Genomic DNA, 24,794 nt, shown 5'->3' on the forward strand with positions numbered 1-24,794 from the left:
GCCAACACTCTGCCATCACGGGCAACGCCGCGTAACCCGTACCCTGGGAAGCATGTCTGAGACGAAGCGTGTCCTGCTCGCCGAACCCCGCGGCTACTGCGCTGGTGTCGACCGTGCGGTGGAGACGGTCGAGCGTGCCCTCGACAAGCACGGCGCTCCCGTCTACGTGCGCAAGGAGATCGTGCACAACCGGCACGTCGTGGAGACCCTGGCCGAGCGCGGGGCGATCTTCGTCGGCGAGACCGACGAGGTGCCCGAGGGCGCGTTGGTCGTGTTCTCCGCGCACGGGGTGTCCCCGCTGGTGCACCAGACCGCCGCCGAGCGCAACCTGCGCACCATCGACGCCACGTGTCCGCTGGTCACGAAGGTCCATCAAGAGGCGAAGCGATTCGCGCGCGACGACTACGACATCCTCCTGATCGGCCATGAGGGCCACGAGGAGGTCGAGGGCACCGCCGGCGAGGCCCCACAGCACATCCAGCTCGTCGACGGTCCCGACAGCGTGGACGCGGTCGAGGTCCGTGACGAGTCGAAGCTGGTCTGGTTGTCGCAGACCACCCTGTCGGTCGACGAGACCATGGAGACGGTCCGTCGACTCCGCGAGAAGTTTCCGCTGCTCAACGACCCGCCCAGTGACGACATCTGCTACGCCACCCAGAACCGGCAGGTCGCGGTCAAGGCGATGGCTCCCGAATGCGACCTGGTGATCGTCGTCGGATCGCAGAACTCATCGAACTCGGTGCGCCTCGTCGAGGTGGCCCTGCAGGCCGGCGCGAAGGCCGGCCACCTGGTCGATTACGCCCGTGAGATCGACGACTCGTGGCTCGACGGTGTGACGACGGTCGGGGTCACCTCCGGCGCGTCGGTGCCCGAGGTGCTGGTCCGCGGGGTTCTCGACTACCTGGCCGAACGCGGCTACGGCACGGTCGAGACGGTCAACACGGCCAACGAGACGCTGACCTTCGCGCTCCCGCGCGAGCTGCGCCCCGCACGTTCGTCCAGCTGACCTCGGGCCACGGCCCGGCGTCGACAGGTCAGAACTCGTCCGGGTCGAGCTTGCGCACCCGTCGATGGGGTAGTGCGATCGCGAGGACGGCGGCGATGACGATCGCCGCGACGGCGCTGCCGATGATCGCGACGTTGCGCGCGGAATTGTCCGGTGGCTGCGCCACGGGAGGTGCGGCGATGGGCGCCGAGGCCCGGTCCGGCTGCTGATCGGCCGGCAGCTCGGCGGTCAGGGCGGCGACCGGATCGACGACACCGTGTCCGATCCGCTGATCGCGCCCGGGGCCCGGGGAATGGGCGGTGGCGATGATGCGGTCCATCACCTCGCGCGCGGTCAGATCCGGGAAGCGGGCCCGGATCAGCGCGGCAGTGCCCGCGACGTACGGCGCGGCGAAACTCGTGCCGATCAAGGGCACCGGCCCGCCGTCGCTCTGCTGGGCCGACGCCAGCCGGCTCGAACCACGCCGGCTGTCCAGGCTCACGATGTCCGTGCCCGGCGCCGCGACGCCCACCCACGGGCCATGCAGGCTGAAATCGCTCGGCGAGCCGGTATCGGCGTCCACCGAGCCGACCGTCAGCACGTACGGCGAGTACCAGGCGGGACTGGCGACGGTCGCCACCGACCGCCATCCGTCGGGGTCGTCGGCGGCGGGAGCCGGATTCTGGTTCTGGCAGGCGCCGTCGCGCGTCAGGTTGCCGGCTGCCACGACGACCACGACGTTCCGGTCGTAGGCGTGCCGGATGGCCGCACCCAGCGCCCGGTCGTCGACCGAATCCGACGCCGACGCGCACGCCACCTCGGAGATGTTGATGACGGTGGCGCGTAGATCGACCGCGCGCACGATGGCGTGCGCCAGCGTCCGGACGGACCCGTAACCCGAGCCGACCACCGGCGCGGCGTCGTCCCGGGCGCGGTAGTTCTTCTTCTGGAAAGCGCTGCTGGACTGGCGGATCGAGATGATCGATGCCGCGGGCGCGACGCCGACGAACGCGTCGGCGGTGCTGGGCCGGGCGGCGATGATCCCGGCGACCAGGGTGCCGTGGGCGTCGCAGTCGTCGAGTCCGTTGCCGCCCGAGACGTAATCGCCACCGGCGACGACGCGACCGAGACGAGGATGGGGCGTCACCCCGGTGTCGATCACGGCCACTCGCTGACCCTGTCCGCGACTGAACCGCCACGCCTCCGGGAGATTCATCATCGCCTGTGCCGCAGTCGGTTTCGTCACGGTGCGGGTCAGTTCCGGGATGTTGCACAGGTGGCGTTGCTCGGTCGGTTCCAGCGGGGCGACCGGGGCCGACCGGACGAGGGCGCCGGGATCGATCCGAGGTGGGGTGACCGCAGCAGCGGGCGTCGCCGAGGCCCCGACGAGTGCCGCGACGAGGGTCGTCGCGAATACTCCGGCACCACGGACACGGTTGTCGCGCATCAGATCTCGCGGACCATTCGGTACAGGTCGAGCAGCCACAACAGCAGGGGCACGATGAGGGCGACGAGGATGTACTCGCCGATCTCGGCCCACCGACGCATCACGGGTGAGAAGTCCTGGTTCGGCGCGACGACCCCGAAGACGAGGGCGCCGATCACCACGAGGATGCCGAGGGCGAAACCGATCACCGGCCACTGATCGTCGCCGAACGCGAGACCGGTGATCAGGGTGATCACCACGAGCGATCCGCCGATGACGAGGATTCCCGCCTGGAACAGGTCGCTGTGAGAGCGGCCCCGCAGACACAGCACGACGCCGATGATCGCGGCGTAGACGGCGTTGCGCCATTCGAACCCGGCGAGAGGGGCGGCGGTGAGCACGGCCGCGATGGCGGTGACGACGGTGAGCCCGCCGACGATGCCGGTCAGGTACGCGTTGGCGAGGTAGGAACGCCGTTCCAGCGCATCGGCTTTGGGAAGGGCGGTCGCGCCGATCGCCCCGATGCCCTCGATGGCCGGTCGCGGTTCGATGTCCTTGACGTCGATGGCGGCACCCGCGGTCGGCACCGGGGGCAGCGGCAGTTTCGCGAGCAGGATCGTCGTGCGGGGAGCCAGACCGATGCACAGCAGACCGACCGCGGCGATGACGGCGGCGACATCGGCCACCGGCGCATCGATGAGGAGTCGCGCCCCACAACCGGTGGCGCCGAGCAGCGCCGCGCTGGTCACGGCGCTGTGTGCGGTCGCCCCGGCCGCGGTCATGCGGTAGCTGACCACGGCGGCGGCGAGGGTGAACGCGAAGCCCAGGGTGAGGTGTGCGGCGCCGTATGACCCGGGCGTCACGATCATCCCGGTCACGAAGGCCATCGGCGCGGCACACAGGGACAGCACCGTCGAACTCTGCTCGTCGCGGTAGTAGCGGGACACGATCGTCGAGGCGGTGACGAATCCGACGACCGCCAGCCCGGACAACCCGGCGAACCACAGGGCGCCGGTGCCGGAGCGGACGGCGGCCAGGGACGCCGCCGCCGCGACCGCGGCGACGAGTGCCAGGGCGTAACCGACCTTGCGGGCGGACGCCGCGGTCCAGTCGACGAACTGCGATTCGTTCAATCGGGCGACAGCGTCGACCACGTCGTCGAACAGCACCGGGGACTCCCCGGTTCGCGTGGAGGTCAACAGCAGCAGATCGCCGTCACGGATTCCCGACTCCGACAGCGACCGGTGCAGGGGCAGCGGGTCCTGTCCGACGAGCGCGAGCGTCCACTTGTTCTGCCGGTCGTGCGGTCGGCCGGGATTGCGGGCGTCGGCATCCGGGTCGTCGGGGTCCGACCTCGTGGGATTGCGCGATTCGATCTGGGCGACAAGGTCACCGATGAGTCCGGCGATGGGGATGCCGGCCGGCAGTCCGACGTCGAGTTGGGTGTTGCCGCCCAGCACGGACACCCGTACGAGTTGAGGCTCGACGGCCCCCTCACCCCGCCGGCGGTCCCCGGTGTCCGCGTCGGCAGCGGTGGCCGGGTACCCCGGTGCGAATCCGTCCACAGACGACATCAGGTCAATCCTCCCCCTAGATTCAGCAGCTAACATAGCCAACCGCGGCGGGTTCGACCGCCCGGGGATACACAGCGCGACATGTCAGGGGGGACGTGTGGTCACGACGACGGAGGGCTTTGTGCGTCGCCCGCGCATCACGCCCCCACGCACGCCCGGAGGCGAGGTCAACATCCAGGCGCCGCCGGATGTGCCGCGGGTGGTGCCCGGCGGCCTCCTGATGAAACTGCTGCCGGTGGTGATGGTCGTCGCCGTCGTCGGCATGGTGGCACTGATGGTCGTCACCGGTGGGCGCAACATCCTGACCAACCCGCTGTTCATGATGTTCCCGCTGATGATGCTGATGTCGATGTTCGGCATGTTCGCCGCCGGCGGCCGTGGCGGGGGCAAACGCGCCGGAGAACTCAACGAGGAACGCAAGGACTACTTCCGCTATCTCGGCCAGCTGCGCGGCCAGGTCTTCGAGACCGTCGACAACCAGCGCGCGGCACGCACCTGGAGCCACCCGGACCCGCGTGCGCTGCTCGACGTGATCGGCAGCAGGCGCATGTGGGAACGCCGCCCCAGCGACGCCGACTTCGCCCATGTGCGCGTCGGGGTGGGTGTCCAGCGACTCGCCACGCGGCTCATGCCGCCGGAGACCGGGCCCCTCGAGGACATCGAGCCGGTGTCGATGGTGGCCCTGCGCCGGTTCGTGCGCACGCACTCCGCGGTGTACCGCCTGCCCACCTCGATCTCGCTGCGCGGCTTCCCGGCCATCAACATCGAGGGTGCGCGGCAGGAGACCCGCGAACTCATCCGGTCGATGGTCGTGGAGCTGTGTGCGTTCCACGGTCCCGATCATCTGCACATCGGCATCGTGACCGGTGATCCGGCGGGGGAGGCCTGGGACTGGGCGAAATGGCTTCCGCACGTGGGACATCCGACGCTGCGCGACGGCGTCGGGGCGATGCGGATGATCTATCCGACGCTGGCGGACCTCGAGAACTCGATGGCCGCGGACCTCCTCGAGCGCGGCCGGTTCAGCCGGTCGGCGCCGCCGAACGCCAACCGCGCACACCTCGTGGTGATCATCGACGACGGTTACGTCGTCGGCGACGAGCGGATCATCAACGACGCCGGCATGGAAGGCGTCACGATCCTCGACCTGACCGCGCCGCCGGACGGTCTCGCGGTGCGGCGCGGGCTGCAACTCGTCGTGCGCGGGGGCAAGGTCTCCGCGCGCAGTGCCGCCGGCGTCGAGGAGTTCGCCGACATGGACTCGTTGACGATTCCCGAGGCGGAGGCGATCGCCCGGCGCATGGCGCGCTACCGGCTGGCCACCGCGGCGACGCTGGCCCACCTCGAGTCCGAGGCGACCTCGGCCGACCCCGGCCTGCCCGCGCTGCTGGGCATCGACGACGCCGCACGCTTCGATCCGGCGACGGCCTGGCGCGGTCGTACCGGCCGGGAGCGCCTGCGCGTGCCGATCGGTTACACGCCGACCGGCGCGCCCGTGGAGATCGACATCAAGGAGAGCGCGCACGGCGGCATGGGTCCGCACGGGCTGTGCATCGGCGCCACCGGATCGGGGAAGTCGGAGTTCCTGCGCACGCTGGTCCTGGCGATGCTGGCGACTCATTCGCCGTCGGAGCTGAATCTCGTGCTCGTCGACTTCAAGGGCGGCGCGACGTTCCTGGGCCTGGAATCCGCGCCGCACGTCGCCGCGATCATCACGAACCTCGAGCAGGAACTCTCGATGGTCGACCGGATGAAGGACGCGCTCTCGGGCGAGATGAACCGGCGCCAGGAGGTGTTGCGGGCGGCGGGCAACTACGCCAACGTCGCCGACTACGAGCGCGCCCGCGCCTCGGGGGTGCGCCTCGATCCGCTGCCGGCGCTTTTCATCGTCGTCGACGAGTTCTCCGAACTGCTCTCGCAGAAGCCCGATTTCGCCGAACTGTTCGTCGCCATCGGTCGTCTGGGTCGCTCGCTGCACATCCATCTGCTGCTCGCCTCGCAGCGGCTGGAAGAGGGCAAGCTGCGTGGCCTGGACTCGCACCTGTCCTATCGGATCGGCCTGAAAACGTTCTCCGCCAACGAGTCCCGCTCGGTTCTCGGTGTTCCCGACGCCTATCACCTGCCGAGCGTCCCGGGTTCGGCATACCTCAAGTGCGATTCGGCGGACCCGATCAGGTTCAACACCTCCTACGTGTCGGGGGCCTACTACTCGCCGACGGTCACGGAGTCGGCCGATCCGACGACCACGGCGTCATCGCGTCGCGGAAACCTCAAGGTGTTCACCGCACTTCCGGTGCCGCTGGACGAGGGCGCGTCGCGTTCGCTGCTCGACCAGGCCGAGAGCCTGCTCGACGAGGAACCGCCGGCACCCGAGGCGCCCACCGAGTTCGAGCCGGTCTCGGCGCAGGTGCCCACGCTCATGGAGACCATCGTCGAACGCATGGAGCACGCGGGCCCGCCGGCTCACCGCGTGTGGCTGCCGCCGCTGGACGACTCGCCCACCGTGGAACATCTTCTCGGCGAGCGGGACTGGTCCCACCCGGCGGTGCCGGGGCATCTCACGGTTCCGATCGGCGTCGTCGATCGGCCCTACGACCAGCGACGCGACCCGCTCGTCATCGACCTCGCGGGGGCCGCGGGCAACGTGGCGGTGGTCGGCGGTCCGCAGTCGGGCAAGTCGACGACGCTGCGCACGATCATCATGTCGGCCGCCGCGTCCCACACGCCCGAACAGGTGCAGTTCTACTGTCTGGACTTCGGCGGCGGCAGTCTGGCCGGTCTCGCCGGCCTCCCGCATGTCGGCTCGGTCGCCTCGCGCGGCGACATGGACGCGGTCCGCCGTACGGTCGCCGAGGTGGCGGCCGTGGTCCGGTCGCGCGAACTGCTGTTCACGCGGCTGGGCATCGAGTCGATGCGCGACTACCGGTCCCGCCGGGAAGCGTGGTTCCGGTCCGGCGTCACCTCGCCGGCGTCGGACCCGCTGGCGCAGGACCGGTTCGGCGACGTGTTCCTCGTCCTCGACGGCATGAACGTGCTGCGGACCGAACTGGAATCGCTCGAGGAACAGATCACCGCGATCGTGGCCCAGGGGTTGAGCTACGGCGTCCACGTCATGGTCACCGCATCCCGGTGGGCCGAGGTGCGCCCGGCGGTCCGCGATCTCATGGGTACCCGGATCGAGCTGCGGCTGGGCGACCCGATGGATTCCGACATGGGTCGTCGCGCCGCCGCCCTGGTCCCGCAGAACCGACCCGGTCGCGGCCTGACCGGGCAGGAGCTGCACATGCTGATCGCGCTGCCCCGGCTCGATTCCGTCAGCAGTGCCGAGTCGTTGCCCGCGGGCGTCGCCCAGTCGGTCGAGAAGCTCACCGCCGCCTATCCGGGCCGCTCGGCGATGGCCGTGCGCAAGCTGAGCACCGCGATCGACTACGCATCGGTGCAGCGCGCGGTTGCCGCCGCCGGGCTGACGCTGGCACCCAATCAGGTGGCGATCGGTGTCGGCGAGCTCGAACTCGCCCCGGTGGTCCTCGATTTCACCGCCCAACCGCATTTCATGGCGTTCGCCGACGTCGAGCACGGCAAGACCAACCTGCTGCGGACGATCGTCACCGGGCTGGTCGCGGGTGCCACACCCGAGCAGGTGCGCATCGTCTTCGTCGACTACCGCCGCACGATGCTGGGGATCATCGACGGCGATCATCTCGCCGGCTACGCGAGTTCGCCCGACCGCGCGGCGTCGATGATGACGGAGCTGGCGGCGTATCTGAAGAACCGGATGCCACCCGAGGACGTGACCGTCCAGCAACTGCGGGACCGCACCTGGCTCGAGGGCCAGCCCGAGGTGTACGTGGTGGTCGACGACTACGACATGGTCGTCACCTCGACCGGCAATCCGATGCTGCCGATCGTCGAACTGGCCTCCCATGCGCGCGACATCGGGCTGCACATCGTGCTCGCCCGACGTTCCGGCGGCCTCGGTCGGGCGATGTTCGATCCGCTGATCGCGCGCCTCAAGGACCTGTCGTCGGACATCCTGCTGATGAGCGGTGACCGGGACGAGGGATTCATCACCGGCCGGTCGAGGATGCAGACGCTGGTGCCCGGCCGCGGCGAACTGGTGTCGCGCGTCCGGCCGCAGGAGATGATCCAGGTCGCCCATCTCCCGATCGGCGACTAGGGGTGGGTCGGGCCGGATGACACAGCCGGGCGAGGTGCAACCGATCGGCGACGGGATCCGTCCGATGGTGGTCGATCTCGCGTTCGGGACGCCGCTGGCCCATGACCCGGAGCACGGGCTGCGCCGGGTGGATCGCGATGTGCGGCCGCTGCTCGAGTCGGTGGACCAGATGAGTGTCGTGGTCGACGGTCGGCGCGAACACCTGCGGCAGGTGTGGCGGCGGGTCTTCGCCGGCCTCGACTTGCCCGCGGGCCGACCCCTCGTCGTCGGGCACCCGAGCACCTGGGGACCCCGTCGGGCATCGACGCTCGCCGACCTCGGCGACGGCCGCGCGCCGGTGGCACTCCTACCGCGGGCGGTGCTCGTCGCGCGCAGTCACGCCGACCTCACCGTGCGGCGGTGCGCCGTCGTCGAGACCACACATCTCCCGCGGCCGCCCGCCGATCCCGGCCACCCGCGACCGGCGTGGTGGGACGTGCAGATCGTCGGACGCGGTCCGGACGGCTGGGTGATCGAGCGCTCCGGGCTCATCCGTCCCGGCGCCGACCGTGCGCCGCGCTCCTCGCCGAACGCGGACGGCCTCGACGTCATCGACGACTCGGTCGAGGCGGTGTTCGTCGACGGGGACCGCCCGGACGAGGTGTCCGCGGCGATCGGCGTCATCGCCGGGCACGCGGTCGCGGGACGCGTGGTCGCCGTCGACCGCGAGCTCGTGGTCCGGCTCGGCCACCGCACCGGCGGTGCGGACGAGGACACGATGGCCCCGGGCGCCGATCCCGGACCCTCGCTCCCGGTCGGCGCCACCCGGCGCCGGTCGGGGACGCTGCTCGCCGCGGCGGTGATGGCGATCCTGGTCGTGAGCGGTGCGATCGGGGTGGGACTCTGGCAGCGCGGCACCGCACCGGACGCGGCGTCGACGGAGGTCGGCCTCGGGCGTGCGACGCTGGCGGTGCCCGGCGACTGGCGGCAGTCCGAACAGCGGACCCCGAGCGGTTCGGCCGACGACCCCTCGACCACTCGCGCGGTGTTCGTCGATCCCGACGACGGCCGGCGCATCATCGCCGTCCTCACCGAGGTGCGCGCCGGCTCCACCCGGGAATCGGTCGCGGGGAGCCTGCGCAACCGGATCGAGCAGCGCGGCGACGACGTCGTCACCGAGTTCTCCGCCGCCACCCGGTTCGGCGGGCGGGACGTGATCGGCTACCGCGAGTCACCGGCCTCGGGCGGCGCGATCCGCTGGTACGTCGTGGTCGACGATGGTCTGCAGGTCTCGATCGGCTGTCAGGCGGGTACCGCGGCCGAATCCGCCGACGACGAGTGCGCGGCGGCGGTGCGGTCGGTCCGGGTGTCGCCGTCGTCGTGAGGCCGAGTCCGTTTTGACCCTGACCAGCGCGGTCGCGTAGCCTGGATCGCTGGTGCTCGGCGCCCGGCGCACAGCTGTGTGTCCAGGTCAGCGGAGGCCCGGGTCCCCACTGGTCGCCGGGAACAACCTCTGCCGTGCACCCGACCAGCATCCATTCGACAAGAGTTGAGGACAACTGTGCCTACCTACACCCCGAAGGCCGGTGACATCACGCGTACGTGGCATGTCATCGACGCCGAGAACGTGGTGCTCGGCCGGCTGGCCGTGCAGGTCGCGAACCTGCTTCGCGGCAAGCACAAGCCGACCTACGCCCCGCACATGGACGGCGGCGACTTCGTCGTCATCATCAACGCGGAAAAGGTCGCGCTGACCAGCAACAAGGCTGATCGCAAGCTGAACTACACCCACTCGGGGCACCCCGGTGGCCTGAAGTCCCGCACCACCACCGAGCTGCTCGCAACCTACCCCGAGCGGGTCATCGAGAAGGCCGTCAAGGGCATGCTGCCGTCGACCAAGCTCGGCCGCGCCATGGCCTCGAAGCTGAAGGTCTACGCCGGCCCGAACCATCCGCACGCGGCCCAGCGCCCCGTCCCCTTCGAGATCAAGCAGGTGGCCCAGTGAGCAACGAGAACATCAACGACGCCGTCGAGGCCGTCGACGAGGCTGCCGTCGAGGTCGTGGAGGCCGTCGAGGTCGCCGCTGACGACTACGACGCCGCTGTCGTCGAAGAGGTCCGCGAGCCGGTCGTCATCGACCGTCCGATCCAGACCGTCGGCCGCCGCAAGGAGGCCGTCGTCCGCGTTCGCCTGGCGCCGGGTTCCGGTGAGTTCACCCTCAACGGCCGTTCGCTGGAGGACTACTTCCCCAACAAGGTGCACCAGCAGCTGATCAAGGCCCCGCTGGTCACCGTCGAGCGCACCGAGTCGTTCGACATCTACGCCAAGCTCGTCGGCGGCGGCCCCTCGGGCCAGGCCGGCGCGCTGCGTCTCGCCATCGCGCGTGCGCTCATCGAGGTCACCCCGGAGGATCGTCCCGCCCTGAAGAAGGCCGGCTTCCTCACCCGTGACCCGCGTGCGGTCGAGCGCAAGAAGTACGGCCTCAAGAAGGCCCGCAAGGCGTCGCAGTACTCCAAGCGCTGATCTTGGCACGCCTTTTCGGAACCGACGGCGTCCGAGGCCTGGCCAACGACGAGCTCACCCCCGAGCTCGCGTTGCGCCTGGCCTCGGCCGCCGCGGTCGTTTTCGCAGAGAGTTCGGCGACCGATTCGCACCGGCGTCCGCGCGCGGTCGTCGGACGTGATCCGCGCGCATCCGGCGAGATGCTGGAAGCCGCGGTGTGTGCGGGGCTCGCCGCCACCGGAGTCGACGCCATCTGCGTCGGCACCGTGCCGACCCCGGCGGTCGCCTTCCTGACCGCGGACTACCACGCCGACTTCGGCGTGATGATCTCCGCGTCGCACAACCCCATGCCCGACAACGGGATCAAGTTCTTCTCCGGCGGCGGGCACAAGCTCGACGACGCTGTCGAGGACCGCATCGAAGCGACCATGGACGGCGAGTTCATCCGCCCGATCGGGGCTGCGGTGGGCCGGATCGTCGCTGCGCCGGACGCCGGCGACCGCTACCGGCGCCACCTCGCACAGGCCGTCGACACCCGCCTCGACGGATTGACCGTGGTCGTCGACTGCGCGCACGGCGCGGCGTCGGAGCTCGCTCCGCAGGTCTACGCCGACGCCGGGGCGACGGTCATCGCGATCCACGCCGAGCCGGACGGCCTCAACATCAACGCCGACTGCGGGTCCACGCACATGGACAAGTTGCAGGCGGCCGTGCTCGAGCACGGAGCCGACCTCGGACTCGCTCACGACGGTGACGCAGACCGCTGTCTCGCAGTCGATTCCACGGGTCAGATCGTCGACGGCGATGCCATCATGGCCGTGCTGGCGACGTCCCTGAAAGACCAGGGCAAGCTCCACGACGATGTGCTCGTCGCGACCGTCATGAGCAATCTCGGACTGCACATCGCCATGCGCGAGGCCGGGATCACCGTGCACACCACCGGGGTCGGGGACCGGTACGTCCTCGAGGAACTACGGCGGGGTGGTTATTCGATCGGCGGGGAACAGTCCGGTCACATCGTCGTCCCGGGTTCGGGCACGACGGGTGACGGCATCCTGACCGGGCTGATGCTGATGGCGCGGATGGCCGCCACGTCGACGCGGCTCGCCGACCTGGCCGGCATCGTGACGGTGCTGCCGCAGGAGCTCATCAACGTGCGCGTCGGCGACAAACACGCAGTGGCCCAATCGCAATCGGTGAAAGAAGCGGTCGTGGCCGCCGAAGCCGAACTGGGGGAGACCGGTCGCGTCCTGCTGCGTCCGTCGGGAACCGAGCAACTCGTCCGCGTGATGGTCGAAGCCGCGACCGCCGATCAGGCGCTGGCGGTGGCCGGCCGTCTGGCCGACGTCGTCCAGGGGGCCGGGGCATGACCGGTGGGGCACCGCGCGCGGTCCTGTTCGACTTCTCCGGCACCCTGTTCCGCTTCGAGGCGCGCGACGAGTGGTTCGCCGACCTGCGCGACGACTCCGGTGCCGAGTTCGACCGCGACCGTCAGGCGGACATCATCCGGCGCATGGTCGCACCCGTCGGTCTGCCCGACGGCGTCGTCGGTGCCGACCAGGATGCCTGGGAACGTCGTGATCTCGACCCGGCGCTGCATCGGACCGGTTACCTGGCGTTGCTGCGCACGGTCGGGATGAGCAATGCCGACCACGCGAACGCTCTCTACAACCGGGTGCTCGACCCGTCCTCGTGGGTTCCGTTCGCCGACACCGTCGCGGTGCTGCAGAAGCTCGGTGCGGCAGGGGTTCCGGTCGGCATCGTCAGCAACATCGCCTTCGACCTGCGCAAGGTCCTGGCCCTGCACGGCGTCGAGGACCTCGTCGCCGCGTTCGCGCTGTCGTACGAGGTCGGGGCGATCAAACCCGACCCCCGGATCTTCCGCGCCGCGCTCGACCCGCTCGGCGTGCCGGCCGATGAGGTGCTGATGGTCGGGGACAGCGAGACCGCCGACGGCGGGGCGCGCGCCCTCGGCTGCGCGTTCGCGCTGGTCCACGACGTCCCGGCCGCCGACCGGCCCACCGCTCTGCTCGACGCCGTGACCTCGAACGGCATCGAACTGCCCGACTGAGCGCTCGTCTGATGCCGCTCTGGCGCCTCGTGCCTCCGTACGCGACAATTCCCTGCGTGTCCGGAGAAGTCCCGGGAACCGACGGCCGCTGCCGTGCGTCCAAGAATGCAGGCCGCGCGGACGGGATCGCGGTGAACTGGTGGGCGCACGTCGGGGAGGGGTGACATGAACGGCAACGGTGCGGACGGTGTCGGGTCGCGCCCGATCTCGATGGACACCGCCGCGGTGTCCGCGGTGTCGGCGTACTACCGCAGGTCCTCGCTGGTGCTGTCGGCGGTCGCCGACGATCTGGCCGCACACGACTTCGGGACCTGGGCTCGGGAGTCGATCGCAGCAGACGGGAACCCGGTCGCCTTCGGGCCGTCGGCCGCGGCGTACGCCGAGATGAGCGCGACGCTGTCGCGCCGGTTACGGGTGCAGGCCACGGCCGCTGCGGCGCTCGCTGACACTCTCCGTAACAGTGCGCTGACCATGGCGGACGGGGATCGGCGCGTGGCGGGCGAGATCTCGCGAGCGCTGCCGCCTTCGGAGGTGGACGTCCGGTGAGGCGCGGCGCGGACTCGCTGTCGGTGCTGAGGTCCGACGCCCGGGGTGGCGTCGAGACGTTGATCGAACTCGTGGCGGCCGGGCGTCTGATGGGGGTCGCCGCCCCCGACGATGTCACCCTCCGCAACGGACTCCGCGTGGTCGACGGATTCGACATCGCGGCCTTGTCCGCGGACAGCCGCGCCCTGGTGTCGGCGCACCGGGCCGTGTCCGAACAACTCCACCATCTCCCCGAACAGCAGGTCCGCCTCGACGACGGCTGGAACAGCGAGTCCGCGGCCGTCGCCCTCACGACGGTCATCGACCATCAGCGTCGCGCCGAATCGGATCTGCACATCCTGCGCACGCTCACCGACGCCACCTCGGCCGCGGCGTCGGGCATCGACCGCCTGCTGCGCACCTTCTATCTGGCCGTCGCCCGGTTGTCGGCACCGACCGCGGCCGGGGTGCCGCCGGCGGAACTGCCGCAGGCGGTGCTCACCGGTCGCGTGCCGATCGGGGTGGCGGTCGAGGACATCTCGTCCCGGCTGGCCCTGTTCAGCACCTCGCTCGAGACGACGACCCGCGGGATCGTCGGAATCCTCGACCTCCTGAACCGGTCCGTCGACGGCATCGACGACGAGGCTTATCCGGTCGACGCCGGGCCCCCGGGCGCCGTCCCGGTCGTGTCGCCGGGATCACCGTCCGCGGCGGCACCGGCGCAGACCGTCGCCGCGCCCGCACCGGGACCCCAGACCTGGATGGCCGAATCGACCACCGATGCCCGACCGGCGGAAACCGGGGCGGCGACCGCCGCGGCACGATCAGAGCCCCCGGTGTCGATGTCAGGTGTCGCCGCGTCCGAGCCCCCGGCGTCCGTACGGTCGTCGGAGCCCGACGAGTCGGCGCGCGCATCCCGCGACGACGGCGTCGACGTCCCGTTCCGGCTGGGCGGCGCCGAGGGACACGACGCGCCCGTCGCGTCGGGGCCGACGGCATCGGCCACCGTCGAGGCGGCAACCGGGGCGGTCGCCGAAACCGAAGCCGCGGAACCGAATCGGTCGGAACAGAATCGGTCGGGGCCGGAACCGGAGGCATCGCCGGACCGATCGTCGGGTGATCTGGCGTTGGCGGGTGACCAGTGAACCTCGCCGACCAGATCGAGGCCCTCGCCCGCACCGCGACCGCCGGCGTCGCGGAGGCGTCACACGTGTTCTCCGCTCGACAGCGGGACCTCGAACTCGCCATGGACGAGCATCGCCGCAACGCGGTGCGGTCGGAGACGCAGCAGCTCCGGGACGAGCTCGAGAACGCCGCCGACGCCGCGGACGCCACCCCGGGCATCATGTTGCCGGCCGACGTGGCCGACGCCAGTCCCCATCTGCCGCCGCGCAACACATAGGCTGTCTGCTGTGCCAGGCAAGAAGCAGCAGAAGCCGACGCAGTCGCCCGCGAAGCTGATGAAGGCGCTCGCCCGACGCGGCCCCCATCGCGTGTTGCGCGGCAACCTCGGGATCGTCGGGACCCCGGGTGTCGTGTTCACTCCCGCCGAGGGCGAACGACTCCCCGCCATCGCGTTCGGGCACGGGTGGATGACGTCGGTCGAGCGCTACCGCGACCTGTGCCACCACCTCGCGTCCTGGGGCATCGTCGTCGCCGTCCCGGCGGGTCAGCGAGGCGTGCTCGCGTCCGACGACACGATGGCCGCCCAGCTCCGTTCAGCGCTGTCGATCGTGACCCGGGTCCCGCTCGGCTTCGGCGAGATCACCGTCGACCCGCGCAAGATCGGGTTCGCCGGCCACGGCTTCGGTGCCGCCGCAGCGGTATTGGCCGCGTCGGAGGGCGTGCTGCACGGTCAGCCGCAACCGCCGGCCCGGGGGGTGGTCGCACTGTTCCCGGCGCCGACGACTGCGCAACTCCTGCCCGCGGCCCGCCGGGTGAGTGCTCCGGGACTCATCGTGTCGGCGATCGGCGAACTCGACACCATCGACGGCAACGCCCTGCCGCTGGCACAGGCGTACGGGTCGGAGTCGGCCGCCGATCCCCGTCCCGGTGTGGTGCTGCGTACCCCGCCGGCCGCGACGTCCCGCGGGCTGATCGAGCACCGGTCGATCAAATCACTCCTCGGCGGCAACGGCGCCGACAAGAAGACGCACACCGCCGCACGCGCCCTGACCACGGGATTCCTGCTGCACACCCTCGACGACGACAGCCGGTACAAGGCCTTCGCCGACGCCGACACCGAGCTCGGCAAGGTGCCCGCGGTGGACCTCGACGATCCGCCGGAGATCCAGGACAAGATCGCCAAGTTGCTCGGCGCGAAAGAACGCAAACGCCGCCGCGCGGCGAGCCCGGTGCCGTCCCGGGCCCCGAACGCGGTGGTGCCCGACACCATTGAGTGACGTCCGTGCCGCGGCACCCGACGGCGGCCTGCTGTGACCCCCGCTCGGCACCCGACGCGCCGCGCTGCCGCCCGCGCGTCCGCAGGTACCCTGACTAGCTATGTGTGGAATCGTGGGATACGTGGGGCGGCGCGATGCCCTGGACATCGTCGTCGACGCGTTGCGGCGGATGGAATACCGCGGGTACGACTCGGCGGGCGTCGCGATCCTCGACGGTGAGGGAAGCACTGCGATCCAGAAGAAGGCACTCCGGCTGGAGAACCTCGAGAAGCAGATCGCCACGGTCGGGCGCGAGTCGCTGTCGGGCACGACCGGGATCGGACACACGCGGTGGGCCACGCACGGCAAGCCGACCGATCGGAACGCGCATCCGCACGCCAGTGACGACGGCAAGCTCGCCGTCGTCCACAACGGCATCATCGAGAACTACGCCGAGCTACGCGCCGAACTCGAGGACGACGGCATCGAGTTCGTGTCCGAGACCGACACCGAGACCGCCGTGCACCTCGTGTCGAAGTACTACGCGTTCGGGCCGACCGCCGGCGACTTCGTGGCGAGCGCGTATGCGGCGCTGCGTCGCCTCGAAGGTGCGTTCACGCTCGTGTTCACCCATGCCGACCACGCGGACACCATCGTCGCCGCGCGGCGGTCGACCCCGCTCGTGGTGGGTGTCGGGCAGGGCGAGATGTTCCTCGCGTCGGACGTCACGGCCTTCATCGAACACACCCGGGACGCGGTCGAGCTCGGCCAGGACGAAGTCGTGGTGATCACCGCCGACTCGTACACGGTCACCGACTTCGACGAGAACGCCCGGGACGGCAAGCCGTTCCACATCGACTGGGATCTCGCGGCCGCGGAGAAGGGCGGCTACGACTTCTTCATGCTCAAGGAGATCGCCGAGCAGCCGCGCGCGATCGCCGACACCCTCCTCGGGCACCTGCAGAACGGTCGCATCGTGCTCGACGAGCAACGCCTGACCGACGACGATCTGCGCGACGTCGACAAGGTGTTCGTGGTGGCCTGCGGCACCGCCTACCACGCCGGGCTGCTCGCCAAGTACGCGATCGAGCACTGGACGCGCCTCCCGGTCGAGATCGAACTCGCCAGTGAGTTCCGCTACCGCGACCCGGTTCTCGACCGGTCGACCCTGGTGGTGGCCATCTCGCAGTCCGGTGAGACCGCCGACACGCTCGAGGCGGTCCGGCACGCGAAGGACCAGAAGGCACGCGTCCTCGCGATCTGCAACACCAACGGGGCACAGATCCCCCGGGAATCCGACGCGGTTCTCTACACCCACGCGGGCCCCGAGATCGGCGTCGCGTCGACGAAGTGCTTCCTCGCGCAGATCGTCGCCGCCTATCTCGTGGGGCTCGCGCTTGCGCAGGCACGCGGCACGAAGTACGCCGACGAGGTCGCCCGCGAGTTCGCGGCCATCGAGGCGATGACCGACTCGGTCGCGCAGGTGCTGGACACGATGGAGCCGGTCCGGGAGCTGGCGCGTTCGCTGGCGCACCACAACACGGTGCTGTTCATCGGCCGGCATGTCGGGTATCCGGTGGCGCTCGAGGGCGCTCTCAAACTCAAGGAACTCGCGTACATGCACGCCGAGGGGTTCGCGGCCGGCGAGCTCAAGCACGGGCCGATCGCGCTGATCGAGGACGGGCTCCCGGTGATCACGGTCATGCCCTCGCCGGACGGCCGCGCCGTGCTGCACTCGAAGATGGTCAGCAACATCCGCGAGATCCAGGCCCGCGGAGCCCGCACGATCGTCATCGCCGAGCCCGACGACGCGGCCGCCCGTGCCGTCGCCGACGAGTTCATCCCCATCCCGAAGACGCCGACGCTCCTGCAACCGCTGGTCTCGACCGTGCCGCTGCAGGTGTTCGCGGCGAGCGTCGCCCAGGCCCGTGGCTACGACGTCGACAAACCGCGGAACCTGGCCAAGTCGGTGACCGTCGAATAGCGGTTCCGCATGCCGATCCGGTACCTGACGGCCGATGAGGTCCGCGCCGCCGAGCGGGCGACGGGGAACCTGCTCACCGACGGCGTCCTGATGCGCCGGGCGTCGCACGGCGTCGCCCGGGTGATCGCGGCAGAGCTGAGCCGGACCGGCGGATGTTATGGACGGCCGGTCGGGCTGGTCGTCGGTGCGGGGGACAACGGCGGCGACGCGCTGTTCGCCGGTGCCGAGCTGTGCCGCCGCGGCGTGCGGGTCGACGCGGTCCTGCTCGCCCCGGACCGCGCCCACGCCGCCGGGCTGCGGGCATTCCGCGCCGCCGGCGGACGGATCGGCGAGCGGCTACCCGACGGCCTCGAGGTGATCGTCGACGGCGTGGTCGGACTCGGTGGCCAGGGGCCGCTGCGGGCGAACGCCGCCGAGGTCTTCGCGGCGGTCGGTCCGGAAACCACCGTCATCGCGGTCGACCTGCCGTCGGGCGTCGACGCCGACACCGGTGAGGTCCACGACCCGGCGGTCCGTGCCGACATCACCGTCACCTTCGGGGTCCTACGCCGCGCCCACCTGCTCGCCGCCCCACAGTGCGGGCGGGTCGTCCTCGTCGACATCGGCCTCGATGACGCCGGCCTCGGTGACCCCGCCGATTCGGCGCTCGCCACCTTGACCGACGACGAGATCGATTGGCCGACACCGGGTCCCGGGGACGACAAGTACACGCAGGGGGTGGTCGGGGTGATCGCCGGGTCGCATCGGTACCCCGGTGCGGCCGTCCTCGCCACCGGCGCGGCGGTGACCGCGACCTCCGGAATGACCCGGTTCGTCGGCTCCGCCCACGCCGAGGTGGTGGCGCAGTGGCCGGAGGTCGTCGCCACGCCCGACCTCGCCGGTGCCGGACGCGTGCAGGCGTGGGTCCTCGGCCCCGGCATGGGTACCGACGATGCGGCGGCGACGAGCCTGCGCACCGTCCTGGACACGGATCTGCCGGTCCTGGCCGACGCCGACGCGCTCACCCTGATAGCCCGCGACCCGGGCCTTGTCGACGGACGGACGGCACCGACGCTGCTGACCCCGCACGCCGGCGAATTCGCCCGCTTGACCGGTACCGAACTGGGCGCCGACCGTCTGACCGCCGTCTCCGGTCTCGCCGCGCGGTGGGGCGTCACGGTGCTGCTCAAGGGACGTATCACGCTGGTCGCCGACCCGACGGGTCACGTCCTGGGCAACGACGCGGTGTCGTCGTGGGCGGCGACCGCCGGGGCCGGCGACGTCCTGTCGGGGATCGCCGGGGCCCTGCTCGCCGCCGGGAGGTCGCCGCTGGTCGCCGGTGCGTCCGCGGCGCGCGTCCACGCCCGGGCGGCGCAGCTCGCGAGTGGCGGCGCGCCGATCGGGGCGTCGACGCTGCTGGCGGCGCTGCGGCCGGCGATCCGTGAGTTCACCACGCCGCCAGCGCGAACGCGAGCGGGTACAGCGCCGTCAGCACGCTGAACGCGGTGACCGACGACAGCACGATCGCGTCGGCGATGACGCCCGGGCGCCGAAAGGCGCCGTGCCAGACCCGCTGGACGAACGACACGACGAGACCCGCGCAGGCGACGATCGTCGCGAGTACTCCCACGCCGAAGGCGACGAGAGCCGCGACCCCGTACCCGTCGGCGGGTTCGCCCGCCATGGCGTGCCCGAGGGCGAGAAGGAAGAGCACCGCGGCCGTGGCGAACGCCACCCACCCGATGGTGTTGGCGGCCCACGACGTCAGCGATGCGCGCAGGCCCGGCCGACCGGGAGGCGCGGGCGGGACGACCGGGTCGACGGGCACGAAGCCGGCGGGCGTGAAGCCGGCGAGGTCGTGGGCTGGGCGCACGAGGCCGACCGGGGTGAGAACGGCGGGGTCCTGCGGATTCGAGTTCGTGTACATGGTGACTTCCGGTGGATGCGGCGGTTCGGGATCAGCGTCGGGGTCCACTCAACCGTCCTGCCCGACGCCGCACATCGGTGTGACTACTCAGACCATCTCCGCAGAACGACGCGCACCTCACGCCGGAGGCAGCCGGGACGAACCGCACCCGGCGATCTGGGACAATGGTCGACGATGACTTCCCCTGCTCTGACCGCGACCGTGGATCTCGGCGCGATCGCCCACAACGTCGGCGTGCTGCGCGCCGCTTCGGGCGCTGACGTGATGGCGGTCGTGAAGGCCGACGCCTACGGCCATGGCGCCCTGCCGGTGGCCCGCGCCGTGCTCGCCGCCGGCGCCGCCGAACTCGGGGTCGCGCACCTCACCGAGGCGGCCGCGCTCCGCGCAGCCGGCATCGACGCCCCGATCACCGCGTGGCTGCACACGCCGGGAGCCGACTTCGCCGGAGCGATCGCCGACGGCATCGACATCGCCCTCTCGTCGATCTCGCAACTCGACGCGGTGATCGCGGCGGCACACCGCACCGGCCGGTCCGCGGTCGTCACCGCGAAGGTGGACACCGGCCTCAATCGGAGCGGCGTCGCGGTGGACGAATGGGCGGATTTCGCCGAGCGGGTGGCGAAGGCGCACGTCGATGGCTCGGTGGCCCTGCGTGCGGCGATGTGCCACCTCGCGCGTGGCGACGAACCCGATCACCCGCTGAACGACGCACAGGCGCAGCGGCTCGACGCCGCGGTCGCCGACCTGACCCGACTCGGCGCTGCACCGCAGGTGGTGCACATCGCCAATTCGCCTGCCGCGCTGACCCGTCCGGATCTCGCCCGCGACCTGGTACGGCCGGGGATCGCCGTCTACGGCCGGACCCCGGTACCGGCACGCGGCGACTTCGGGCTGATCCCGGCGATGACCCTGACCGCGACCATCGCGCTCGTGAAGAGGGTCGCCGCGGGGCAGGGTGTGTCCTACAGCGAGACGTGGATCGCGCCGCGCGACACGGTGGTGGCCGTGGTCGCCGCGGGGTACGCCGACGGCGTGCCGCGACTGCTGTCGGGCCGGATCCGGGTCCGGATCGGCGAGCGGATGTTCGACGGGGTGGGCCGGATCTGCATGGATCAGCTGGTCGTCGACCTCGGACCCGACGGCGCGGGTGTCCGCGAGGGCGACCAGGCCGAACTGTTCGGCACCGGCGCCTCGGGCGGCCCCACCGCGAAGGACTGGGCGGACGCGATCGGCACCATCGACTACGAGATCGTCTCCCAGGTCGGGACGCGCGTGGTCCGTCGTTACCTCGGCGAGAGGCAGGTCGGGCTCGCCGCCGAGACAACGGAGACCGGACAGTGAGCGAGGCAGCAGTGGTGGAATCCGACCGGGTCGGACTGCTGGCCGGGGTGGCGGGGATCGCCGCCCTGGGCGGCATGGCAGCCGTCGGGGCAGCGCGCAACATCGCCCGCAAGAGCGTGGTGGGCCGTCCGGATCCGCACGCCGATGTCGATCTCACCGCGCTCTACCGCGAGCGGGGGACCACGGTCACCGCCGACGACGGGCTGGATCTCGCGGTGCGGATCGTCGACCTCGGGACGGTGTCGGAAGGCTCCGTGCCCGACCTCACGATCGTGTTCGTGCACGGCTTCAGCCTCCGGTTGTCGAGCTGGCATTTCCAGCGCGAGCAACTCGCCGCCGAGTGGCACGATCGCAACTACCGGCTGGTGTTCTTCGATCACCGGGGGCACGGGGAGAGCGACCCGGCCCCGACCGAGACCTGCACGATCGCGCAGCTGGCCGACGACGCGGCAGCGGTGATCCGTGCCACCGTACCTGTGGGACCCGTTGTCCTCGTGGGTCATTCGATGGGCGGGATGACGCTGATGGGGCTCGCGCGCCGGCACCCGGCATTGTTCTCGTCGCACGGTCCGGTCGCCGGGGTGGCGCTGGTGGCGACGGCGTCGCGCGGTGTCACCGACGCCGGACTCGGTGAGGGACTGCGCAATCCGGTGGTGGATGCCTTCCGGATGAGTGTGCGCCGCGCGCCGCGCCTGGTCCAGGCGGGCCGCGGACTGACCCGCGCCGCCCTCGAACCGGTGCTGGTCGCGGCGAGTTTCGGGCCGACGTTCTACAGTCCGGCCCTCGGCGCCGCGGTGGACACGATGATCCAGAGCACGCCGATCGAGACCATCGTGAACTTCTTGCACGCCTTGGAGATCCACGACGAGTCGACCGCCCTGCCGGTGGTCGCCCAGGTGCCGACCACGGTCGTGTGCGGAGACCGGGACCGGCTCACACCATTACGCAACTCGGTCCGGATGTACTCCCAGCTGGGCGCCGATTCCCGCCTGGTCGTCTCCAAGGGCGCCGGCCACATGGTCCAGATGGAGGAGCCCCGGCTCGTCAGCGACGCGATCGCCGAACTGGTGGATCGCGCGCGGATCGCTCTGCCGGCCCCCCGTCGGCGCTGGTGGAAGCGAGGCCGCCGATGAGCGGCGTGGGTCCCCGCGGTACGCGCGACCTCCCCGAGGTCGACGACACCGAGGCCTTCGGCGCCGAGCTGGCGTCGACCCTCGCAGCAGGTGACGTGGTCATCCTCGACGGTCCGTTGGGCGCGGGAAAGACGGCGCTGGCCCGCGGGATCGGTGCCGGTCTCGGCGTCGAGGGGCGGGTGACCTCGCCGACGTTCATCATCGCCCGCGAGCACCGGCCGGGCCGGCCCGACCGCCCGGGGATGGTCCACGTCGACGCCTATCGGCTCGGCGGTACGGGAAGCGGGTCCGGGATGCTCGACGAACTCGATGCCCTGGACCTGGACTCCGACCTGGACGAGGCGGTCGTCGTCGTCGAGTGGGGCGAAGGTGTGGCCGAGCGGCTCGCCGACCGGCATCTGGTCGTGCGGCTGCGACGGGACACCGAAACCGATGTGCGACACGCCGAGTGGGAGTGGGTGAGCGCGGAATGAGTCAGGGTCTGGTGCTGGCGGTCGACACCGCCACCGATTCGGTGGTGGCCGGAGTGGCCGAACTGCGCGACGGTGAGGTGCGCGTGCTGGCCGAACGGGTGGTCGCCGACCACCGACGGCACGCGGAACTGCTCACCACCCTGGTCGCCGAGTGTCTTGCCGAATCCGGCACGGCCCGAACCGAACTGACCGCGGTTGTCGTCGGCTGCGGGCCCGGGCCGTTCACCGGACTCCGGGTGGGGATGGCGACCGGCGCCGCCTTCGCCGACGCGCTGGGGATACCGGCGTATGGCGTGTGCTCCCTCGATGCGCTTGCCGTCGACGCCGGTCCGGACGACGCAGGATCGCGGGCTCTGGTGGTGACCGACGCGCGCCGGCGCGAGGTCTACTGGGCGCTCTACGAGGGTGGCCGCCGTGTGCGCGGCCCCGAGGTGACCGCGCCCGCGGTGGTCGCCGAGGAGCTCGCCCCCGATGTCGCCGGGGGGCGGATCGGTGCGGTGGCGGGTTCTGCGGCCCACCTCGAACTCGCCGGCTGGACCGGTGATCCACCCGCGACCGGCGTGCCGACCGTACGCGGGGTGGTCATGGCGGCTGCCGCCGACATCGTCGCGGGCGCCGAACCCGAACCCCTTGTGCCGCTGTATCTACGACGCCCCGACGCGGTCGAGCAGAAGGCCCGTCGGGCGGGTGCGGCGCGATGACCACACCGGAGCTGGTCATCGACGCGCTCACCTTCGGTGACATCCCGCGCTGCGCCGCGCTGGAACGGCGGATGTTCGCCGACGACTCACCCTGGCCCGCCGCGGCTTTCCGCGCCGAACTCAACGCCCCGTACAACACCTATTTCGCGGCTCGGGAGCGCCTCGGCGCCGACGTCATCGGTTACGCCGGGATCTCCACGCTCGGGCAACCCGACGCCTGGGAGTGCGAGATCCACACCATCGCCGTCGATCCGGACCATCGGGGACGGGGAGTGGGCCGGGCGCTGCTCGAGGCCATGCTCGCCGTCGCGGACGAGAACGACGCCGCGGTGTTCCTGGAGGTACGCACCGACAACGAGGTGGCTATCGGGCTGTACTCACATCACGGGTTCAGCACCGCGGGTCTTCGCCGCAACTACTATCAGCCGTCCGGCGCGGATGCCTACACGATGTTGCGGCTCCCGGTGTCGGGCCGGCCGCTCGAACCGGAGGAGGGCCCGGCGTGATCGTTCTCGGCATCGAAAGCTCCTGCGACGAAACGGGTGTCGGCATCGTCCGGTGGACGCCGGGCGACGGCGACACACCCGGATTCGCGACGATGCTGGCCGACGAGGTCGCGTCGAGCGTGGACGAACACGCCCGGTTCGGCGGCGTGGTCCCCGAGATCGCCTCCCGAGCGCACCTGGAGGCGATCGTCCCCACGATGCGTCGGGCGCGGGAGGCGGCCGGGATCGACCGCCCCGACGCCATCGCGGTCACCATCGGGCCGGGACTCGCCGGCGCGTTGCTCGTCGGGGTGGCCGCGGCGAAGGCCTACGCACTCGCCTGGGACGTGCCGCTGTACGCGATGAACCATCTCGGCGGGCACGTCGCGGTGGACACCCTCGAGCACGGACCGATGCCGGAGTGCGTCGCACTGCTGGTCTCCGGTGGACATACGCACCTGCTGCACGTCACCGATCTCGCCGAGCCCATCGTCGAACTGGGCACCACGGTCGACGACGCGGCCGGGGAGGCCTTCGACAAGGTCGCCCGCCTGCTCGATCTCGGTTTTCCCGGGGGGCCGGCGCTGGACCGCGTCGCCCGTGAGGGTGACCCGGGTGCGATCGCCTTCCCACGCGGTATGACCGGTCCCCGCGACTCGCGGCACGACTTCTCCTTCAGCGGACTCAAGACCGCGGTCGCACGGTATGTCGAGAAATGCGTGCGCGACGGTGTGGAGGTACCGGTGGCGGACGTCGCGGCCTCGTTCCAGGAGGCGGTGGCGGACGTGCTGACGATGAAGGCAGTCCGGGCCTGCGGTGACCTCGGGGTGGACACCCTGGTCCTCGGCGGCGGTGCCACCGCCAATTCGCGCATCCGATCGCTGGCGGAGGAACGCTGCGCGGCGGCCGGGATCGACCTGCGGGTTCCGAAGCCGCGCCTGTGCACCGACAACGGCGTCATGATCGCGACGCTCGGCGCTCATGTGATCGGCGGGGGCGCGGCGCCCTCGCCGCTGACCGTGGCGTCGGACCCGGCGATGTCGGTGCGTGTCAGTCAGCTGTAGCGGACGGAGCCCGGCCGTCTTCGCGGGGAGCGAACACGGCCGGGTTTTTGCAGCCTCCACCCTTGAGTGCTGGCACTCGCATGTATA

22 protein-coding genes are annotated in these 24,794 nt (G+C 71.0%); 19 read left to right on the forward strand and 3 right to left on the reverse strand.

Going from position 1 to position 24,794, the window contains the following annotated elements; translation table 11 throughout:
* Positions 1 to 52 precede the first annotated feature (52 nt).
* Positions 53 to 1,006 carry a 4-hydroxy-3-methylbut-2-enyl diphosphate reductase gene (locus QAD21_RS08000; protein ID WP_058250715.1) on the forward strand — a complete coding sequence of 318 codons (954 nt, stop codon included), beginning with the start codon at positions 53 to 55 and terminating at the stop codon, positions 1,004 to 1,006.
* Positions 1,007 to 1,034: 28 nt separating this feature from the next.
* Here QAD21_RS08000 and mycP read toward each other — a convergent pair whose 3' ends face one another.
* Together mycP and eccD are read right to left on the reverse strand one after the other, a co-directional pair.
* Complete coding sequence (mycP, locus tag QAD21_RS08005; RefSeq protein WP_068970161.1) at positions 1,035 to 2,432, reverse strand: type VII secretion-associated serine protease mycosin; 1,398 nt, start codon at positions 2,430 to 2,432, stop codon at positions 1,035 to 1,037.
* Positions 2,432 to 3,985: a type VII secretion integral membrane protein EccD gene (eccD, locus tag QAD21_RS08010; RefSeq protein WP_068970162.1), complete on the reverse strand. Its 1,554-nt coding sequence runs from the start codon at positions 3,983 to 3,985 to the stop codon at positions 2,432 to 2,434. Before eccD ends, mycP begins: the two co-directional genes overlap by 1 nt.
* A 97-nt stretch (positions 3,986 to 4,082) precedes the next feature.
* On the opposite strand from eccD, the gene eccCa reads away from it, so the two are divergent.
* From eccCa to QAD21_RS08070, 12 genes are all read left to right on the forward strand, one after another.
* Positions 4,083 to 8,162, forward strand: a complete 4,080-nt coding sequence (gene eccCa, locus QAD21_RS08015) for a type VII secretion protein EccCa (protein ID WP_068970163.1) — start codon at positions 4,083 to 4,085, stop codon at positions 8,160 to 8,162.
* A 16-nt stretch (positions 8,163 to 8,178) separates the two neighbouring features.
* On the forward strand, positions 8,179 to 9,525 hold the full coding sequence (locus tag QAD21_RS08020) for a type VII secretion-associated protein (protein WP_065629914.1): 1,347 nt from the start codon (positions 8,179 to 8,181) through the stop codon (positions 9,523 to 9,525).
* A 177-nt stretch (positions 9,526 to 9,702) separates the two neighbouring features.
* Positions 9,703 to 10,146 carry a 50S ribosomal protein L13 gene (gene rplM / locus QAD21_RS08025; protein ID WP_058250710.1) on the forward strand — a complete coding sequence of 148 codons (444 nt, stop codon included), beginning with the start codon at positions 9,703 to 9,705 and terminating at the stop codon, positions 10,144 to 10,146.
* Positions 10,143 to 10,664, forward strand: coding sequence for a 30S ribosomal protein S9 (rpsI, locus tag QAD21_RS08030; RefSeq protein ID WP_065629913.1), 522 nt, complete (start codon positions 10,143 to 10,145; stop codon positions 10,662 to 10,664). Before rplM ends, rpsI begins: the two co-directional genes overlap by 4 nt.
* Positions 10,665 to 10,666: 2 nt before the next feature.
* Complete coding sequence (gene glmM / locus QAD21_RS08035; protein WP_068970164.1) at positions 10,667 to 12,013, forward strand: phosphoglucosamine mutase; 1,347 nt, start codon at positions 10,667 to 10,669, stop codon at positions 12,011 to 12,013.
* The gene (locus QAD21_RS08040; RefSeq protein ID WP_068970165.1) at positions 12,010 to 12,714 is read left to right on the forward strand and encodes an HAD-IA family hydrolase; all 705 of its coding nucleotides are present in this window, start codon (positions 12,010 to 12,012) and stop codon (positions 12,712 to 12,714) included. The genes glmM and QAD21_RS08040 overlap by 4 nt, the downstream gene beginning before the upstream one ends.
* A gap of 165 nt (positions 12,715 to 12,879) precedes the next feature.
* The gene (locus QAD21_RS08045) at positions 12,880 to 13,260 is read left to right on the forward strand and encodes a hypothetical protein (protein ID WP_068970166.1); all 381 of its coding nucleotides are present in this window, start codon (positions 12,880 to 12,882) and stop codon (positions 13,258 to 13,260) included.
* The gene (locus QAD21_RS08050) at positions 13,257 to 14,384 is read left to right on the forward strand and encodes a hypothetical protein (protein WP_280361159.1); all 1,128 of its coding nucleotides are present in this window, start codon (positions 13,257 to 13,259) and stop codon (positions 14,382 to 14,384) included. The genes QAD21_RS08045 and QAD21_RS08050 overlap by 4 nt, the downstream gene beginning before the upstream one ends.
* The gene (locus QAD21_RS08055; protein ID WP_058250705.1) at positions 14,381 to 14,641 is read left to right on the forward strand and encodes a hypothetical protein; all 261 of its coding nucleotides are present in this window, start codon (positions 14,381 to 14,383) and stop codon (positions 14,639 to 14,641) included. The genes QAD21_RS08050 and QAD21_RS08055 overlap by 4 nt, the downstream gene beginning before the upstream one ends.
* A 10-nt stretch (positions 14,642 to 14,651) precedes the next feature.
* The gene (locus tag QAD21_RS08060) at positions 14,652 to 15,641 is read left to right on the forward strand and encodes an alpha/beta hydrolase (protein ID WP_068970168.1); all 990 of its coding nucleotides are present in this window, start codon (positions 14,652 to 14,654) and stop codon (positions 15,639 to 15,641) included.
* Between the two features lie 100 nt (positions 15,642 to 15,741).
* Positions 15,742 to 17,604, forward strand: a complete 1,863-nt coding sequence (gene glmS, locus QAD21_RS08065) for a glutamine--fructose-6-phosphate transaminase (isomerizing) (RefSeq protein ID WP_058250703.1) — start codon at positions 15,742 to 15,744, stop codon at positions 17,602 to 17,604.
* 9 nt (positions 17,605 to 17,613) lie between these two features.
* Positions 17,614 to 19,083: an NAD(P)H-hydrate dehydratase gene (locus tag QAD21_RS08070; RefSeq protein ID WP_068970169.1), complete on the forward strand. Its 1,470-nt coding sequence runs from the start codon at positions 17,614 to 17,616 to the stop codon at positions 19,081 to 19,083.
* Here QAD21_RS08070 and QAD21_RS08075 read toward each other — a convergent pair.
* Positions 19,031 to 19,558, reverse strand: a complete 528-nt coding sequence (locus QAD21_RS08075) for a hypothetical protein (protein ID WP_242696987.1) — start codon at positions 19,556 to 19,558, stop codon at positions 19,031 to 19,033. The genes QAD21_RS08070 and QAD21_RS08075 overlap by 53 nt on opposite strands.
* A 126-nt stretch (positions 19,559 to 19,684) precedes the next feature.
* Between QAD21_RS08075 and alr the strand changes: the two genes are divergently transcribed.
* The 6 genes from alr to tsaD are packed head-to-tail and all read left to right on the forward strand — an operon-like array spanning position 19,685 to position 24,707.
* Positions 19,685 to 20,851, forward strand: coding sequence for an alanine racemase (gene alr, locus QAD21_RS08080; RefSeq protein ID WP_068970171.1), 1,167 nt, complete (start codon positions 19,685 to 19,687; stop codon positions 20,849 to 20,851).
* Positions 20,848 to 21,984: an alpha/beta hydrolase gene (locus QAD21_RS08085; protein WP_068970172.1), complete on the forward strand. Its 1,137-nt coding sequence runs from the start codon at positions 20,848 to 20,850 to the stop codon at positions 21,982 to 21,984. The genes alr and QAD21_RS08085 overlap by 4 nt, the downstream gene beginning before the upstream one ends.
* The gene (gene tsaE / locus QAD21_RS08090) at positions 21,981 to 22,457 is read left to right on the forward strand and encodes a tRNA (adenosine(37)-N6)-threonylcarbamoyltransferase complex ATPase subunit type 1 TsaE (protein WP_068970173.1); all 477 of its coding nucleotides are present in this window, start codon (positions 21,981 to 21,983) and stop codon (positions 22,455 to 22,457) included. Before QAD21_RS08085 ends, tsaE begins: the two co-directional genes overlap by 4 nt.
* Positions 22,454 to 23,158, forward strand: coding sequence for a tRNA (adenosine(37)-N6)-threonylcarbamoyltransferase complex dimerization subunit type 1 TsaB (gene tsaB / locus QAD21_RS08095; RefSeq protein WP_137809234.1), 705 nt, complete (start codon positions 22,454 to 22,456; stop codon positions 23,156 to 23,158). Before tsaE ends, tsaB begins: the two co-directional genes overlap by 4 nt.
* Positions 23,155 to 23,664, forward strand: coding sequence for a ribosomal protein S18-alanine N-acetyltransferase (gene rimI / locus QAD21_RS08100; protein WP_065629901.1), 510 nt, complete (start codon positions 23,155 to 23,157; stop codon positions 23,662 to 23,664). Before tsaB ends, rimI begins: the two co-directional genes overlap by 4 nt.
* Positions 23,661 to 24,707 carry a tRNA (adenosine(37)-N6)-threonylcarbamoyltransferase complex transferase subunit TsaD gene (tsaD, locus tag QAD21_RS08105; protein ID WP_068970174.1) on the forward strand — a complete coding sequence of 349 codons (1,047 nt, stop codon included), beginning with the start codon at positions 23,661 to 23,663 and terminating at the stop codon, positions 24,705 to 24,707. Before rimI ends, tsaD begins: the two co-directional genes overlap by 4 nt.
* Positions 24,708 to 24,794 lie beyond the last annotated feature (87 nt).

This window comes from Gordonia sp. SMJS1, from assembly GCF_029866425.1.
Lineage (GTDB): Bacteria > Actinomycetota > Actinomycetes > Mycobacteriales > Mycobacteriaceae > Gordonia > Gordonia hongkongensis.